The organism is uncultured Alsobacter sp. (assembly GCF_945952055.1).
In the GTDB taxonomy this organism is placed as follows: domain Bacteria; phylum Pseudomonadota; class Alphaproteobacteria; order Rhizobiales; family Beijerinckiaceae; genus Alsobacter.
This window is the reverse complement of record NZ_CAMFHB010000002.1, coordinates 239189-254321: the sequence shown is the minus strand read 5'-3', so window position 1 is coordinate 254321 and position 15133 is coordinate 239189. Positions and strand designations below refer to the sequence as shown.

General features: G+C 69.5%; 13 protein-coding genes. 7 read left to right on the top strand and 6 right to left on the bottom strand.

Annotated elements, in window-relative coordinates:
- Positions 1 to 156 precede the first annotated feature (156 nt).
- From Q0Q47_RS02570 to Q0Q47_RS02555, 4 genes are all read right to left on the bottom strand, one after another.
- Entirely contained in the window at positions 157 to 2205 is a 2049-nt protein-coding gene (locus Q0Q47_RS02570; RefSeq protein WP_293853931.1) for an ABC transporter ATP-binding protein, read from the bottom strand.
- A gap of 4 nt (positions 2206 to 2209) precedes the next feature.
- Complete coding sequence (locus Q0Q47_RS02565) at positions 2210 to 3088, bottom strand: ABC transporter permease (protein ID WP_293853929.1); 879 nt, start codon at positions 3086 to 3088, stop codon at positions 2210 to 2212.
- Positions 3085 to 4098 (bottom strand): ABC transporter permease, encoded by a 1014-nt coding sequence (locus Q0Q47_RS02560; RefSeq protein WP_293853926.1) that lies wholly within the window; start codon positions 4096 to 4098, stop codon positions 3085 to 3087. The genes Q0Q47_RS02565 and Q0Q47_RS02560 overlap by 4 nt, the downstream gene beginning before the upstream one ends.
- 81 nt (positions 4099 to 4179) lie before the next feature.
- Positions 4180 to 5832, bottom strand: coding sequence for an ABC transporter substrate-binding protein (locus Q0Q47_RS02555; protein WP_293853924.1), 1653 nt, complete (start codon positions 5830 to 5832; stop codon positions 4180 to 4182).
- A gap of 328 nt (positions 5833 to 6160) precedes the next feature.
- Between Q0Q47_RS02555 and Q0Q47_RS02550 the strand changes: the two genes are divergently transcribed.
- From Q0Q47_RS02550 to Q0Q47_RS02540, 3 genes are all read left to right on the top strand, one after another.
- The gene (locus tag Q0Q47_RS02550; protein ID WP_293853921.1) at positions 6161 to 6928 is read left to right on the top strand and encodes a sulfite exporter TauE/SafE family protein; all 768 of its coding nucleotides are present in this window, start codon (positions 6161 to 6163) and stop codon (positions 6926 to 6928) included.
- Positions 6929 to 7018: 90 nt separating this feature from the next.
- A complete protein-coding gene (locus tag Q0Q47_RS02545) occupies positions 7019 to 8296 on the top strand; it encodes a TadE/TadG family type IV pilus assembly protein (RefSeq protein ID WP_293853919.1) in 1278 nt (425 codons plus the stop codon).
- Between the two features lie 80 nt (positions 8297 to 8376).
- Positions 8377 to 9102 carry a DUF1028 domain-containing protein gene (locus Q0Q47_RS02540; RefSeq protein WP_293853916.1) on the top strand — a complete coding sequence of 242 codons (726 nt, stop codon included), beginning with the start codon at positions 8377 to 8379 and terminating at the stop codon, positions 9100 to 9102.
- 8 nt (positions 9103 to 9110) lie between these two features.
- Here Q0Q47_RS02540 and Q0Q47_RS02535 read toward each other — a convergent pair whose 3' ends face one another.
- Positions 9111 to 10625, bottom strand: coding sequence for a glucan biosynthesis protein (locus Q0Q47_RS02535; RefSeq protein WP_293853913.1), 1515 nt, complete (start codon positions 10623 to 10625; stop codon positions 9111 to 9113).
- Positions 10626 to 10961: 336 nt separating this feature from the next.
- On the opposite strand from Q0Q47_RS02535, the gene Q0Q47_RS02530 reads away from it, so the two are divergent.
- From Q0Q47_RS02530 to Q0Q47_RS02515, 4 genes are all read left to right on the top strand, one after another.
- Positions 10962 to 11936, top strand: coding sequence for a dihydrodipicolinate synthase family protein (locus tag Q0Q47_RS02530; protein ID WP_293853911.1), 975 nt, complete (start codon positions 10962 to 10964; stop codon positions 11934 to 11936).
- A gap of 73 nt (positions 11937 to 12009) precedes the next feature.
- Positions 12010 to 12369: a helix-turn-helix transcriptional regulator gene (locus Q0Q47_RS02525; RefSeq protein WP_293853909.1), complete on the top strand. Its 360-nt coding sequence runs from the start codon at positions 12010 to 12012 to the stop codon at positions 12367 to 12369.
- Positions 12366 to 12914 carry an SRPBCC family protein gene (locus tag Q0Q47_RS02520; protein ID WP_293853907.1) on the top strand — a complete coding sequence of 183 codons (549 nt, stop codon included), beginning with the start codon at positions 12366 to 12368 and terminating at the stop codon, positions 12912 to 12914. The genes Q0Q47_RS02525 and Q0Q47_RS02520 overlap by 4 nt, the downstream gene beginning before the upstream one ends.
- Positions 12915 to 12991: 77 nt before the next feature.
- Positions 12992 to 13996: a hypothetical protein gene (locus Q0Q47_RS02515; protein WP_293853906.1), complete on the top strand. Its 1005-nt coding sequence runs from the start codon at positions 12992 to 12994 to the stop codon at positions 13994 to 13996.
- Between the two features lie 88 nt (positions 13997 to 14084).
- Here Q0Q47_RS02515 and Q0Q47_RS02510 read toward each other — a convergent pair whose 3' ends face one another.
- Positions 14085 to 15092 (bottom strand): LLM class flavin-dependent oxidoreductase, encoded by a 1008-nt coding sequence (locus tag Q0Q47_RS02510; RefSeq protein ID WP_293854079.1) that lies wholly within the window; start codon positions 15090 to 15092, stop codon positions 14085 to 14087.
- Positions 15093 to 15133: the final 41 nt, after the last annotated feature.

Below are 15133 nucleotides of genomic sequence, written 5' to 3'. Positions count from 1 at the left end.
CCGCGCTGCCGCAATAACAACCGGCTACTCACCGTAGAGGCGTCAGACTATCCACTATGCGAAGCAAGTATGTGGCGCGTGTCCTTGACGACTTTCTGGACACTCTTCTGTGTCATGTAACTGTTTGCGTGATGAAGGTGTGGTCCGGGCGCGGCCTCAACCCTCCGGACCCAGCACCGGGGCGGCGTTGCGCAGGTCCTCGATCGGGATGTGGCATTCGATGAAATGACCGCCCCCGGCATCGCGCAGCGGCGGCGGGGTGGCGTCGCATTCGGGTCCGATGCGACGCGGGCAGCGTCCCGCGAACCGGCATCCCTTGGGAACGTCGATGGGCGAGGGCGGCTCTCCCTGCAGCCGCAGGTGCTTCTGCCTGACGGAGGGATCCGGCACCGGGACGGCGGCGAGAAGCGCCTCCGTGTAGGGATGGTAGGGGGGAGCGAAGATCGACTTCACCGGTCCCATCTCCATCACCCGGCCGAGATACATGACGACCACCCGGTCCGCGAGATGGCGGACGAGGGCGAGGTCGTGGCTGATGAAGACGATGGTCGACGCCTTGCGTGCCTGGATCTGCAACAGCAGGTTCACGATGGCGGCCTGCACCGACACGTCGAGCGCCGAGACCGGCTCGTCCGCGACCAGGAGGGCGGGGTCTCCGGCAAACGCGCGGGCGATCGCGACGCGCTGCTTCTGCCCGCCCGACAGGCGCCCTGGCTTCTGGTGCGCCAGCTCCGGCGACAGGCGCACCATGTCGAACAGCTCGTGCACCTGGGTCTCGACGTCCCTGGAGGACTTCGCGATGCCGAACTTGCGCAGGGCCCGGCCGATGGAGAAGCCCGCGGTGTGCGACGGGTTGAGGGTCGCATCGGGGTTCTGGAACACCATCTGGACGGCGGCCAGCTGCTCCAGCGTGCGGCGCTGGGCCGGCAGCCGCGACAGGTCTTGGCCGAGCACCATCAGCTTGCCGCCGCTGGCGTCCTGCAGGCCCGCCAGCACGCGCGCGAAGGTCGACTTGCCGGAGCCCGATTCCCCGACGATGGCCAGGATCTCGCCCTTGCTGGCGTCGAAGGTGAGGTCCTCGTTCGCCACCAGCTGGCGCGTCGCGCCCATGCCGAAGAAGGCATTGCCGAGCGCGTAGACCTTGGAGAGGTCCCGCGCCTCCAGCACCGTCTCGGGCTGCACGGGGGCGGGCCGCACGGCCTCGTTGGCGCCGGCGTCGAAGCCGTCCACCTCGCGCCAGCGCAGGCAGCGGACCGCGTGGCCATCGCCCGCGGCCTCGGCCGGCACCGGCCCGGCAGCGCAGCGCTCCTCGAAGCCCGCGCAGCGCGGACCGAACGGGCAGCCCGGAGGGCGCGCGGCGAGCGCCGGCGGCTGGCCGGGGATCGGCAGGAACGAGGTCTCGTGCTTGTCCGTGTCGAGGCGTGGCACGCAGGCCAGCAGGCGGCGCGTGTAGGGATGCCGGGGGTGGGCGAACAGCTCGCGCACCGGCGCTTCCTCGACGAGCTCGCCCAGATACATCACGCCCACGCGGTCGCAGACTTTCGCGATGACGCCGAGATTGTGGGAGATGTAGAGCAGGGTGGTCCCGTATTTCTCCCGCAGCTCATTGACGAGGTCGAGCACCGCGGCTTCCACCGTGACGTCGAGACCGGTCGTCGGTTCGTCGAGCAGCAGCAGCTTGGGGTTGGCGAGCAGCGCCATGGCGATCACGACGCGCTGCTTCTGCCCGCCCGAGAGCTGGTGGGGGTAGCGCGCCATCACGGCGTCGGGGTCGGGCAGGTGCACGTCGGAGAGGATGCGCCGGGCCTTCTGCCGTGCCGCCGCCTCGTCGAGGCCCTCGTGCAGCATCGGCACCTCGACGAGCTGCCGGCCGATGGTGAGCGTGGGATTGAGAGCGGCGTTGGGGTCCTGGTAGACGATCGAGATGCCGCGGCCCCTGATCCGCGCCAGCGCCTCGCGCGAGGCGGTGCCCACGTCGATCCCGTCGAAGTCGATCCGGCCCCGCGACACGCGGCCCGTGGCGCCGAGATAGCCCAGGATCGCCATGAGCAGCGTGGACTTGCCGCAGCCGGATTCGCCGACGATGCCGTAGCTCTCGCCCCTGCGGATGGTAAGCGACAGGTCTGGCAGCGCCGTGACCACGCCGAGGGCGGAGTGGTAGTCCACGCGCACGCGGTCGAGGGTGAGCAGCGCATCGCCGGCCATGGCGCTACTCCCGCAGCGACAGCTCGCGGACACCGTCGGCGAGCAGGTTGAAGCCCAGGATCAGGCTGACGATGGCCATGGCCGGGAAGAGCGACATGTGCGGCCGGACCGAGATCATGGCCGTGCCTTCCTTCACCATGGTCCCCCAGTCCGGGTCGGGCGGCGGCAGGCCGAGGCCCAGGAAGCCCAGGATGCCGATGGTGATGATCGTGTAGCCGACCCGCAGGCAGAAATCAGTGATCAGCGGCCCCCTGCAGTTCGGCAGGAGTTCGACGAACATGATCCAAAGAGCGCTTTCGCGCCGGAGCTGCGCGGCCGCAACGTAGTCGAGATGCCGCTGCTCGATCGTGAGGCCGCGCACGATGCGCGCGATGCCGGGCGCGGCGGTCAGCGTCACGGCCAGCACGATGTTGAGCACGGAGGGCCCGATGTTCGCGATCAGGATTACGTAGAGGATGATGATCGGGAAGGAGAGGATGATGTCCGAGGCGCGGCTGATGACCGTGTCGACCCAGCCGCCAAAATAGCCGGCGGCGAGCCCCAGCGGGCAGCCGACGACGTAGGCGCACAGGGCGGCCGCCGGGGCCACGGTCAGGACGGTCCGCGCTCCCCAGATCAGGCGCGAGAGGATGTCGCGGCCCTTGAAGTCCGTCCCCAGCCAGTGCTTGGCCGAGGGCAGGGGATTGGCGAGCGCCATCAGGTCCTGCTTGTTCGGCGGGTCCAGCGGCAGGAACGGGGCGAGCAGGGCCAGCACCACCCAGACCAGGATGAGGGCCAGGCCCACCATCGCCACGCGCGACGTCGGCAGCCGGCGCAGCAGGCCGGGTGCCTTCCGGGGGACGGCGGCGACCGCGGTGGAGGCCTTGTCGGTCGCGGCGCTCATTTGAGGGAGATCTGCGGGTTGAGCAGCGCATAGCCGATGTCGCTGACGAGCTGGGTGGCAATGGCGATGGTGAGGGCGATCAGGGTGGCGGCCTCGATCAGCGCGATGTCGCCGAACAGCGAGGCGTCCAGGATCATGCGGCCGAAGCCCGGATAGGCGAAGACCATCTCGGTCACGACGACGCCGGAGATCAGGAAGTTGATCTGCAGCAGGATGACGGTGAAGGGCGCGATCATGGCGTTGCGCAACGCGTGCCGCATCACCACCGTGCGCATCGGCAGGCCCTTCAGGAAGGCCGTGCGGACGTAGCCCTTGTTCATGACCTCGGCCATGGAGCCGCGCACCATGCGGACCACGTAGCCGGCGTCATAGAGCACGAGCACCGCCACCGGCAGCACGAGCTGCGACCAGATCGGCCACCCCGAACCGGGGTCGAGGGGGCTCGTGCCGGGCAGCCAGCCGAGCACCACGACGAAGATCGCGACGAGGAAGACGCCCGACGCGAATTCCGGGATCGAGGTGCTGACGATGCCGAAGACGGAAATCGTCCGGTCGAGCGCGCTGCCCTCGCGCATGCCGGCAAGCACGCCCAACGCGAGCGACAGCGGCACGATGATGGCGAAGGCGATCCCGGCCAGCGTCGCCGTCGCCCCGAGCCGCGACCAGATGACGTCGTTCACGGGCGCCTTGTACAGCGTCGAATAGCCGAAGTTGCCGAAGTACTTGTCGCCGCGCGGATCCTTGAAGTTGAGGTTCAGCGCGGGATCCTGCAGCGGATCGGCCTTGAGCCCGAGCAGCACGCCCGCCCAGCGCGTGTAGCGCACCAGCAGCGGGTCGGACAGCCCGAGCTTCTCGTAGAGGATGTCGACCTGGTTCTGCAGCGCGAACGGCCCGAGCGTCTTGCGCGCGACGTTGCTGGGCGAGAACTCGGTGACGGCGAAAACGAGGAAGGATGCCGCGACGAGCGTCAGCAGCAGGCTGGCCAGGCGTCGCGCCGCGAACCTCAGCATGGGAACTCCCGCCCGGGCCGGAACGGACCGGCCGACGCGATGGTCGGCCGGTCGATTCTTGCCGTCAAGCTCGGGCTTGGATCAGGCCTCGAGGCCCATCTTCCAGCCGAACATGTAGTTCGTCGGATGCATCGAGAAGCCCTTCACGCGCTTGTCCATGAAGGTGAAGGTCGAGCGGAACACCGGCTGCACCAGCGGACCGTCCTCCTGCATGATCGTCTCGAGCTTGGCCACGAGCTCCTTGCGCTTGGCGAGGTCGATGGTGCCCTCGGCCTGCGTCAGGATCTCGTCGAACTCCTTGTTGGAGTAGCCGGACTCGTTCCACGGCACGCCGGTGCGGTAGGCGAGGCCCAGGCACATGATCGACAGCGGGCGGTGGTACCAGATGGTCGTGCCCATCGGCACCTTCGTCCACACGTCCCAGTAGGCCGCGCCCGGCATGGGCGACAGCTTGATGGTGATGCCGGCTTCCTTCCACATCTCGATGCAGGCTTCGGCCTGCGTCTGGAACCAGGCGTGGTCGTTGGGGACGATGATTTCCGCCGAGATGCCGTTGGCGTAGCCGGCTTCGGCGAGCAGCTTCTTCGCCGCAGCCACGTCGCGCTTCATCGGCGGGATCGCCGCATAGTCGGGATGCGCGGGCGAGCAGTGGTGATGGTCGCCGGTCACGCCGAGGCCGCGCAGCGCCACCTTCAGCACCACCTCCGGGTCGATGGCCAGGCGCATGGCCTTGCGCACCTTCGGGTTGTCGAAGGGCTTGGCGTCGCAGCGCATGCGGATGACGCCGGTCTCCGCCGTCGGCACGTCGTAGAAGGCCAGGTGCGGCAGCGCCTTGAGCGCGTCGTACTGGCCGGGATCGGCGAAGACGAGGCCGTGCAGCTGCTTGGAGGCGAGCGCGGCGATGGCGGCGCTGGCGTCGTCGCCGATGTCGATCTGCTCCATCGTGTCGATGAAGGCGTCACCGCCCCAGTAGCCCTTCTGGGCCTTGAGCACGGCCTTCTTGCCGAGGTCGAACTCGGTGAGCGTGAACGGCCCCGTGCCGACCGAACCCACCTGGAACACGCCCTTGCTGTCGGGGTGCATGATGGCCATCGGGTAGTGGAAGAAGTGCTCCGGCACCGCCACCTGCGGCAGCTTGCAGTTGATGCGCACCGTGTGGTCGTCGACCTTCTCGATGGCGTTGGCGTCCCAGATCTTGGTCGAGGCCTTGCCGTTCACGGTGGTGTCGTCGAGCAGGTAGCCTTTCATCAGGCCGATCATCGACGAGCCGACTTCCGGATCGAGCACGCGCTTCAGGTTCCAGATCACGTGGTCGGCCGTGAACTCCTGGCCGTTGTGCCACTTCACGCCCTTGCGGACGTTGAAGGTCCAGGTCTTCAGGTCGGGGCTGACCGACCACTTCTCGAACAGGCCCGGCCCGGTGACGCCCTTCTCGTCGGTGAAGGTGAGATATTCGAGCACCTGGCGGGAGATGTTGGAGTCGTAGCCGCCCCACGAATAGGTGTGCGGGCTCTTGATCTCCTTGACGCGCGTGCCGATGCGCAACACGCCGCCCTTGGGCATGGACTGCGCGCGGGCGGCCGTCGGCGCCGCGAGGCCGGCGGCGGCGTAGGCGGCCGGTGCGGCCATGCCGAGCAGGGTCGCGAAGCGAACGAATTCGCGCCGGTTCATCGAGCCGTCGGCCAGCTGGCGGCCCAACGTGCGGATATGCTGGTCGTGGATGTCGTTGGTCATGGTCCCCTCCGTGATGTCTCGGCCGTTTTCGGCGCTTGTCGGGCCATCATGACCGTCCTCGCGCGTCGCGGCCAGCCCCTCGATCGCCTCCAGTGGAGACGCCCCTCGACAGGGATGGTCGAAACATTCCGATCCCGTGGCAAGCCGTCCGGGCGACACTCGCTAGCGCGTCTGCGACCAGCGCGCCGGGCTTGAGCGTCGCGCCGCGGCCGCCGCCATGCCGGCCCGGAAAGGCTGTATCGTCCGGCCGCCGCGCGGCGGGCGAATCGCGCCTCTCCGCGCGGTGTCGTCGGACCGGTCCCTCGTGCCGGCGGTTGCAGGAACGTGCATGGCCCTTCACGACTGGCTCGGTCTGCTGCCCTCGCTCGATCGCCTGGCCGAAGCGCTGGCCGTGGTGTTCGCGGCCGCGGCGCTGCGCGGCTTCACGGGGTTCGGCTTCGCCATCGCCGCCGTGCCGCTGCTCAGCCTGTTCATTTCGCCCTCCAGCGCCGTCGCCCTCGCGCTGGGCCTGCAGTTCCTGGGCGGGATCCTCGATTTTCCCGCGGCCTCGCGGGATTGCCATTGGCCGTCGCTGCGCTGGCTGATCGTTGGCTCGACGATCGGGTCGCCGTTCGGCGTCGCGCTGCTCAGCGTCGCGCCGGCCTCGGGCGCGCGGATCGTGATCGGGCTCCTGACCCTCGTCGCGGCGATCCTGGTGGGGGGAGGCTTCGGCCTCTCCGCGGTTCCCGGGCGCCTGTGGACGATCGCGATGGGGCTCGCCGCCGGGCTGTGCAACGGGGTGGCCGCGATGCCGGGTCCCGCCGCCGTCGCGTTCTACATGACCTCGCCGCTGGGCCGGCTGCAGGTGCGGGCCTCGCTGCTGGTGTTCTTCCTGGCCACGTCGGTCGCCGCCCTGGGCAGCGCCGCCGCGGTTGGGCTGATGGGACGCGACACCGTCGTCCTGTCCATCGTGGCCCTGCCGGTCATGTGGGTGGGCACGTGGTGCGGCGCCCAGGGCTTCCATCGCGGCGACGCGAAACTGCATCGCCGCGTCTCGGTGCTCTGCCTCGCCGGGATCGCCGCGGCCAGCATTGCCAAAGGTTTGAGTGAATTGTGACGGATCAACGAATTCACATCCGCAGATTGAGTGATCTTTAAATTTATCAATCTACGGTTGCTCCATCCCGATTGGGGTGGAGACGCGAGCATGACGCCGCATTCGACCGTCCGGACACTGCGACGCTTCGCCGATGACAGGCGCGGCGCGCTCGCGCCTGCCTTCGCGCTCATGACGGTCGCCCTGGTGGGCATGGCGGGGATCGGCTTCGACTACGGAACGACCACGCGCAACGTGCTCAAGATCCAGTCGGCGGCCGACACGGCGGTGCTCGCCGCGGCCCGGCTGAACGACGCCGACACCCTGCGCCCCGCGATCGCGCAGCGCTATTTCGAGGCCCAGCTCGGCCCCGACACCCTGCCCAACGTGAAGTCGGCGAGCTTCACGCTGTCGGCGGATGGCAACACCATCACCGCCAACATCAACATCCAGGTGCCGATGAAGGTGGCGAGCATCGTCGGCGTGGGTTCGATGTCGGCCACGGTCACCACCAAGGCCGCCATCGCCAAGCCCGACGTGCGCCAGCTCGACCTGGTCTTCTGCATCGACGCGACCGGCTCGATGTCGAACACGCTCACGGCGGTGAAGAACAACGCGCTCAATCTCGAGTCCAACCTGAACGACGAGCTCGTGCGCCGCGGCATCCCAAAGTTCGACGCGATGCGCGTGCGCGCGATCTATTACCGCGACTACGGCGGCAACTACATGAACGGCACGTCCAGCTACAACGTGACGTACTGGAACGGAACGAAGTACGCCACGAAGACGTCGAAGCCCACCGATTCCGACTATTGGACCTATGTCGGCGACGTGCCGCCGATGAAGGCGTCGAACTTCTACAACCTTCCCGCGGAGCGCACGACCTTCCAGGGCTACGTCAACCCGGAGACGGCCAACGGGGGCGGCGACACGCCGGAGTCGGGGCTCGAATGCGTCAACGAGGCCATCGACAGCCCCTGGGCGAAGGTCGGCGACACACCGTCCACCGGCGGCACCAAGCCGCTCGACGCGGTCTATCCCACCGTCGTCGTCTGGACCGACGCGGCGGCCCACAAGCCGAGCTATTCCCTGAGCCTGAAGAACCCGAACTATCCGGCGGCCACCAAGATGCCCCGCACCTATGCCGACCTGAAGGCCAAGTGGGACAGCGCCGCCAAGATCGACCAGACCCGCAAGCTGCTCGTCTTCTTCGGCAATCCCGACCTGTCGACGAACGACCGCGACGGGCTGGCCAACGGCTGGCAGACGATCAAGCAGTGGCCCGGCTTCATGGTGGGCGGCACCCTCACCGACGGCAACTCCAACATGGTCACCAAGCTCGCCGACGCGATCGCCAGCAAGGTGCGCGTGCCCACGCTGACGCAGTAGCGGCCGGCGTCCCACGCACTCGTCACGGGCCTGCGTCCGTGCTCCACTCCGGGCGTCAACCGCAACGGATGAGCACTGCCATGACCTGGTCCATCGTCGCCCGCGATCCCGCCACCGGCGCCTATGCCGTGGCCGTCACCACCTGCGCCTTCGGAGTGGGGGCGCGCGTGCCCTATGGCGGCGGCCGGCTGGGGGCGCTCGCGACGCAGGCCTTCATGAACCCGTATTACGGGGTCGACGGCATGAAGCTGCTGCAGGAGGGCCGTCCCGCCGACGAGATCGTGGCGATCGTCACGGCGGCGGACGAGGGGGTCGACATCCGCCAGATGCACGTGATCGACCGTGAAGGACGGATCGCCGCCCATACCGGGCGCGGCTGCGTGGACTGGGCCGGCCATGTCAGCGCGCCGAACGTCTCGGTGGCCGGCAACATGCTGGCGGGCCCGGAGGTGGTCGCGGCCACGTTGCGCACCTACGAGGCCTCGCACCACCTCGACTTCGACGACCGGCTGATCACCGCCCTGGAGGCGGGGCAGGTGGCCGGCGGAGACAAGCGGGGCAAGCAGTCCGCGGCCATCCGCGTGTGGACCACCGAGGCCTATCCCGCCATCGACATCCGGGTGGACGACAGCCCCGAGCCGCTGGTGGAACTACGCCGCCTGTGGCGCGTGGCGCACCAGCGCTACATCCCCTTCACCGCGAACGGGCCGACCCGGGTGCGCCCGGCCGGCGTGCTGGACATGGCCGAGCTCGACGCCAACTGCAGCGCCTATGCGCGCGACTGGAACGCCCGCCACCCCGCCTGAAGGGCGGGTCATTCCACCTTCCAGCGGTAGCTCCACGTCTCGGTGACCGGCACGTCGCCGGCGCGCAGATGCGCGTCGATGTAGATCGTGTCGGTGGGGAAGCCCTTCACGTCCAGGATGGCCCGGACGCCCGGCAGCTGGGGATTGGGCGTGACGAAGGACCGGATGGTCTTGCCGCCGGTCACGTTGACCACGACCTGCAGGCTCTCGGGCTTGGCCAGATGCCGGTCGAGCTCGCCGCCGGCGAAGTCGATCAGGAAGCGCCGCGCGCCATGGTGCTTCTGCTCGCGCACGGCGCCGAGCGCGCCGACCGGCGCGTTGAACGTGTGCTCCACCCGCCCGAGCTGCGAGAGCTTCGAGAAGTCCAGCCCGGCATGGAGGGTGTAGGCGAAGGTCATCGGCTTGTCGGGCTCGATGGCCTCCTTGGGCAGCCAGGCCACGACGATGTTGTCGGCGGTCTCGTCCTTGGTGGCGAGCTCGACCAGTTCGATCCGGCCCGGGCCCCAGTTCCCCTTGGGCTCGATCCAGTAGCTGGGGCGCTGCTGATAGGCGAGGTCGATGTCCTGGTAGTGGCTGAAGTCCCGGTCCCGCTGCATCAGCCCGAAGCCGCGCAGGTCCGTGGTGTGGTAGTAGGACAGCTCCTGGATCTGCGGGTTGCGCAGCGGCCGCCAGATCCACCGGCCGTCGGCCAGGTGCAGCTTCAGCCCGTCCGAATCGTGCATCTCCGGACGGTAGTCGTCGTACCGGTTGCGGTCGTTGTAGTGACGGTCGTTCTCGCCGATGAAGTACATCGACGTCAGCGGAGCGATGCCCAGGTCCTCGATGCGGCGGCGGGCGAAGAGCGTCGCGCTGACGTCGATGCGCGACACGTCGCCGGGATGCAGCTCGAAGGAATAGGCCCCGGTGATCGACGGGCTGTCGAGCAGGGCGTGGAACACGAGCTTGTCGTTCGCCGGGTCGGCGCCTTCCTCCGGCGCGCGAAACCAGAACTCGCGGAAGAAGGGAAACTCCTCGTTGTTGTCGAGCCGCCCCGTGCCGATCGACAGGCCGCGGGCCGACAGCCCGTAGACCTGGCCGCGTCCGAGCAGGCGGAAATAGCTCGAGCCGATGAAGGAGATGAGCTCGTCCATCACGCCCGGCTTGTTCAGCGGGTAGTTCATCCGCCAGCCCGCATAGCCGAGGTCGGCCGGCAGCGGCGGATCGAAGGCGTGGTGGCCGTAGTCGAAGTCGTTGGCCGAATAGGCGATCGGCTCCGCCACGTCGCCGCGCACGAGGTTCAGCCGGACGGGGCGCTTGAACAGGTGGCCGAGATGGAAGGCCTGCAGGCGGAATCGGCTGTTGGGGCTGTCCAGCAGGTTGCCGTCGGGCTTGAAGCGGATCTCGCGCCAGGCATCCCAGTCGAGCCCGTTGATCGACGCGGGAACGCGCCGGCCCGGCGGATCGTGCGGGAACTGGGCGAGCCTGCGGGCCCGGTCTTCCAGCTCCGCGGCTCCGAACCAGCGCGGCGCCAGGAGATTGTTCATGTTGACGTCGGCGGCCGCTCGGCCCCCGACCAATGCTCCGGCGCCTGCAGCCAGGACGGCACGCCGCGTCAGTCGCATCCCCACCCCCCGAAGTCGTGTCCCGCACAACGATTGCAAGAGACCAACCACATCCCCGACGCCGGGCTTACGGTCAAGCCGGCGTTGTCCTGTTTCGAACCGTTTTAACGGTCGGTTGCGGCATGAGCGTGGCCCTCGCCGCTTAAGGAAGGGTCAAGGCCGGGGCCCGCGACGTCGAAAGAGGTGGCAGGGAGGCTTTGCGCGGGGCACTCTCTGCGCCGCCGCGTCCTGGGCGGCAAGCATCTGGAGTTGAGGCGCATGCAAGGCCACGTCACCGTCGACGCCATCCGCGGCATCGTCGGAATCATCCCGACCCCGTCTACCCCCGACGCCGACCACTGGTCCTGCGAGAACTCCGTCGACTTCGACGAGACCTCCAGAATGGTCGAGCGCATCGTCTCCGGCGGCGTGACGATCCTGATGACCAACGGCAGCTTCGGCGAAGGCGCGTCCCTCACGGCGAGCGAGCACGAGGCCTTCACCGCCTGCGTCGCCGACACCCTGGCGGGCCGCGGCCTGCTCTTCGCCGGCGTCACGACGCTCAACACCCGCGACACGATCGCCCGGGCGAGGGCGGTGCTCGCCCGCGGCGCCCATGGCCTGTTCCTCGGTCGACCCATGTGGATGGCACTCGATGCCCCCGGGATCCTGCGCTACTACCGCGACATCGCCGAGGCCCTGCCCGGCGTGCCGGTGGTGATCTACGACAACCACCTCGCCTTCAAGGGCAAGATCCCGACGCCGGTCTATGCCGAACTCAGCCGCATCCCGGGCGTGGTCGCCACCAAGCACATCGGCGGTCCCGGCATGGCCGACGACATCGCCGCCGTGGAAGGGCGCATCCGCGTGCTGCCGATCGATGCCGCCTGGCCGGCATTCGCCCAGCGCCACCCCGACGAGGCCGTGGCCTGCTGGACCGGCAACGCCGCCGACGGGGTGGAGCCTCTCATCGCCCTGGAGCGCGCCGTCATGGACCGCGATTGGCCGCGGGCCGACCACATCGCCGAGCGCATGGCCTGGGCCCAGTCGGCCATGTTCCCCGGCGGCAAGCTCGAGAACTTCGTCGACTACAACGTGCCCATCGCCTATGGCCGCCTCGAGGGCTCGGGGTTGGTCCGCAGCGGCCCGCCGCGCCCGCCCTACACGCAGGCGCCGGAAGGCCACGTGGAAGGCGGCCGCGAGACGGGCCGCCGCTGGGCCCAACTGCGGCGCGAGTTCGGCGCGGCGAGCTAGACGACACCAGGTCATCGGGTTCATTCAACCATTCGGTTGACAATCCAATCCGCGCGCCCCTATATTCAACCGTATGGTTGAACAACACGACGTCCAGCTCGACACCGTCTTCCATGCGCTCGGCGATGCCACGCGGCGCACCATGCTGCTGCAGCTCGCCGGGGGCGAGCAGACGGTCGGGCAGCTCGCCGAACCGTTCGCCATGTCGCTGGCCGCGGCCTCCAAGCACGTGAAGGCCCTGGAGAACGCCGGCCTCATTCGCCGCGAGGTGAGGGGACGCACCCATGTCTGCCGCCTCGCACCCGGTCCGCTGGCCAGCGCCCATGCCTGGCTGAGCTTCTACGAACGCTTCTGGACCGATCGTCTGGACGTGCTCGAACGGCTTCTCCGCGAGGAGGATGCCGGCACCTCGAAGGAAGGACACGAGCCATGAACGACACCGCCACGACGGGCTCCCGGCCCGCCGCCTACGGCACGCTCACCGAGCCCGCCACGGTCAAGATCCAGCGCCTTCTGCCCGGGCCGATCGAGCGATGCTGGGCCTGGCTGACCGACGCCGACCTGCGCCGCCGCTGGCTGGCCGACGGAGACATGGACCTGCGGGTGGGAGCAGCCTTCGAGCTCACCTGGCGCAACGACCAGCTGACCTCGCCGCCCGGCACGAGGCCCGAGGGCTTCGGCGCCGAGCACAGCATGAAGAGCGTGCTCACCGAGGTCGATCCGCCGCGCCGGCTCGCCTTCACCTGGGACGGCAGCGGCGACGTGTCCTTTGACCTCGAGCCCGTCGGCGACAAGGTGATGCTCACCGTGATCCACCGCCGCCTGCCCAGCCGCACCATGATGCTGAACGTCAGTGCGGGCTGGCACGCCCACCTGGACATCCTGGTCGCGCGGGCGAACGGCATCGATCCCGAGGGCCCGTTCTGGGACGGCTGGGGACGGCTGAAGCAGGACTACGACAAGCGCCTGCCGGCCTGAGGCCGGGCGGTCGACGGCTATACAACCCTAGGTTGTGGCATGCTAAGCGTCCGGGCATCACTGGCCCGGACGCCTCCATGGTCCCCACCGCGAAGATCGCCTCCGCCGTCGAACCGGGCGGCCCCGCCGTCCGCTGGCGCCGATGGCTCCGGCGGGCGACGCTCGGCGTCGTCGCCCTCCCGATCGCCGCGCTGGCGCTGGTGGCCGTCATCGACCCCTACGACACCGGCCGGCCCGTGGCGACCGGCCTGCGCGGGACGCCCGCCGACAGCCCCCGGTTCGCCCACGTCTCCAGGGCGCGCGATCCGCGCTACGAGGCCGCCATCTTCGGCAACTCCCACGTCCAATTGCTGTCGCCCGACCGCCTCAAGGCCGCGACGGGCCTGCAGACCGTCTCCCTGACGGTTCCCGGCTCCGGGGTGCGCGAGAAGGAGGCGCTGCTCGCCTGGTTCATGCGCCATCGACGCCAGGCGCCGGCGCTGCTCGTCTTCGGCGTGGACGAATTCGAGTGCCACGGCGGCAGCGGCCTGCTCCAGACGAACCCGTTCCCCTTCTGGCTCTACGACACGGCGACGGCCCCCTACCTCGCCGGCCTGTTCAACACGCGCACGGTGGGCGCCGCGGCCGAACGCATCACGCTGGCGGCCCGCGGCCGCCTGAGCCGGCCCGACGACGGCTACTGGGACTACGAGGCGGGGCGGACCTGGACGCCGCCGGCGCTGGCGGCGAGCCGTCCCGCGGGCGCGGCGGGCCCCGTGCCCGCCCGGTTCGCAGGGGTGGAGCGGCTCGGGGCGATGCTGTCGGCCGTGCCGGAGACCACCCGGGTCGTCCTCGTGAGACCGCCCGTGCACCTGTCGCGGCATCCGGAGCCCGCGAGCTCCGCGGCGCGGGTCGACGAAGCCTGCCGCAAGGCGTTGCACGCCGTCGTCGGTCGCCGGCCGGGCACCGTCCTCCTCGACTACCGCGACGGCGACCCGGCCTGGGCCGCGGCCGAGCTGTTCTGGGACGACTCGCACTACCGCAGGCCGGTCGCCGAGCGGATCGAACGCGACATCGCGCGCTTCGCACGGCCGTCCGGCTGATCGCCGGCGCACGTGCGGACCCGACGGCATCCGGTGCCGGTCAGGGCGCCATGCCCGCTTTACGGCGCGCTGGAGGGCGAGCGGGTGTCTAGGCGGCGGCGCGCGTGAGGCCCGCCGCGGCCTCGGCGGCCAGCGTGTAGGAGCGTTTGCGCGCCTCATGGTCGAAGATGGCGCCGGCCACGATGATCTCGTCGGCTTGCGTCCGCTCCGCGAAGCCGCGCAGGCCCTCCCGCACGGTGGCGGGCGACCCGACGAAGGCGAAGGTCAGCGTCCGCAGCAGCATCGCGCGCCACGCCGGATCCAGCGTCTCCAGGAAGCCCTCGCGCGGGGGAGGCAGCGGGCCGGGTTGGCCTGACCGCAGGTTCACGAACGACTGCTGCTGCGACGTGAACAGGAAGCGCGCCTCCTCGTCGGTGTCGGCACAGTGGACGTTGCAGGCCACGATGGCATAGGGCCGCTCCAGCGTCGCCGAGGGGCGGAACGTGCGGCGGTAGATCAGCAGCGCCTCGTCGAGGTCACCCGGCGCGAAGTGCGACGCGAAGGCGAAGGGCAGGCCCAGCGCCGCCGCGAGCTGCGCGCCGTACAGGCTCGAGCCGAGGATCAGGACCGGAACCCGCGTGCCCGCGCCGGGGACCGCCCGGATGCCTTGGTCGGGCTCGGCCGGCTCGAAATAGGCCATGAGTTCCAGGACGTCCTGGGGAAACGTGTCGGCGCCGCCGCCCGCCAGCGTCCGCCGCAGGGCGCGCGCGGTCATCTGGTCGGTGCCCGGCGCCCGCCCCAGCCCGAGGTCGACCCGCCCGGGAAACAGCGATGCCAGCGTGCCGAACTGCTCGGCGATCACCAGCGGCGCGTGGTTCGGCAGCATGATGCCGCCCGCCCCGATCCTGATCCGGGTCGAGCCTTCCGCGGCGTAGGCGAGGGCGACGGCCGTCGCCGAACTCGCGATGCCCGGCATGTTGTGGTGCTCGGCCATCCAGTAGCGGTGGTAGCCGAGCGCCTCGGCATGGCGCAGCAGGTCGCGCGAATTGCGCAGCGCGGCGCCGGCATCGGAGCCGGCGACGATCGGCGAGAGGTCGAGGACGGAGAGGACTGGCATGGCCCCAATATAGGAGCGCACGCGGCCTCCCGGTAGGCGTG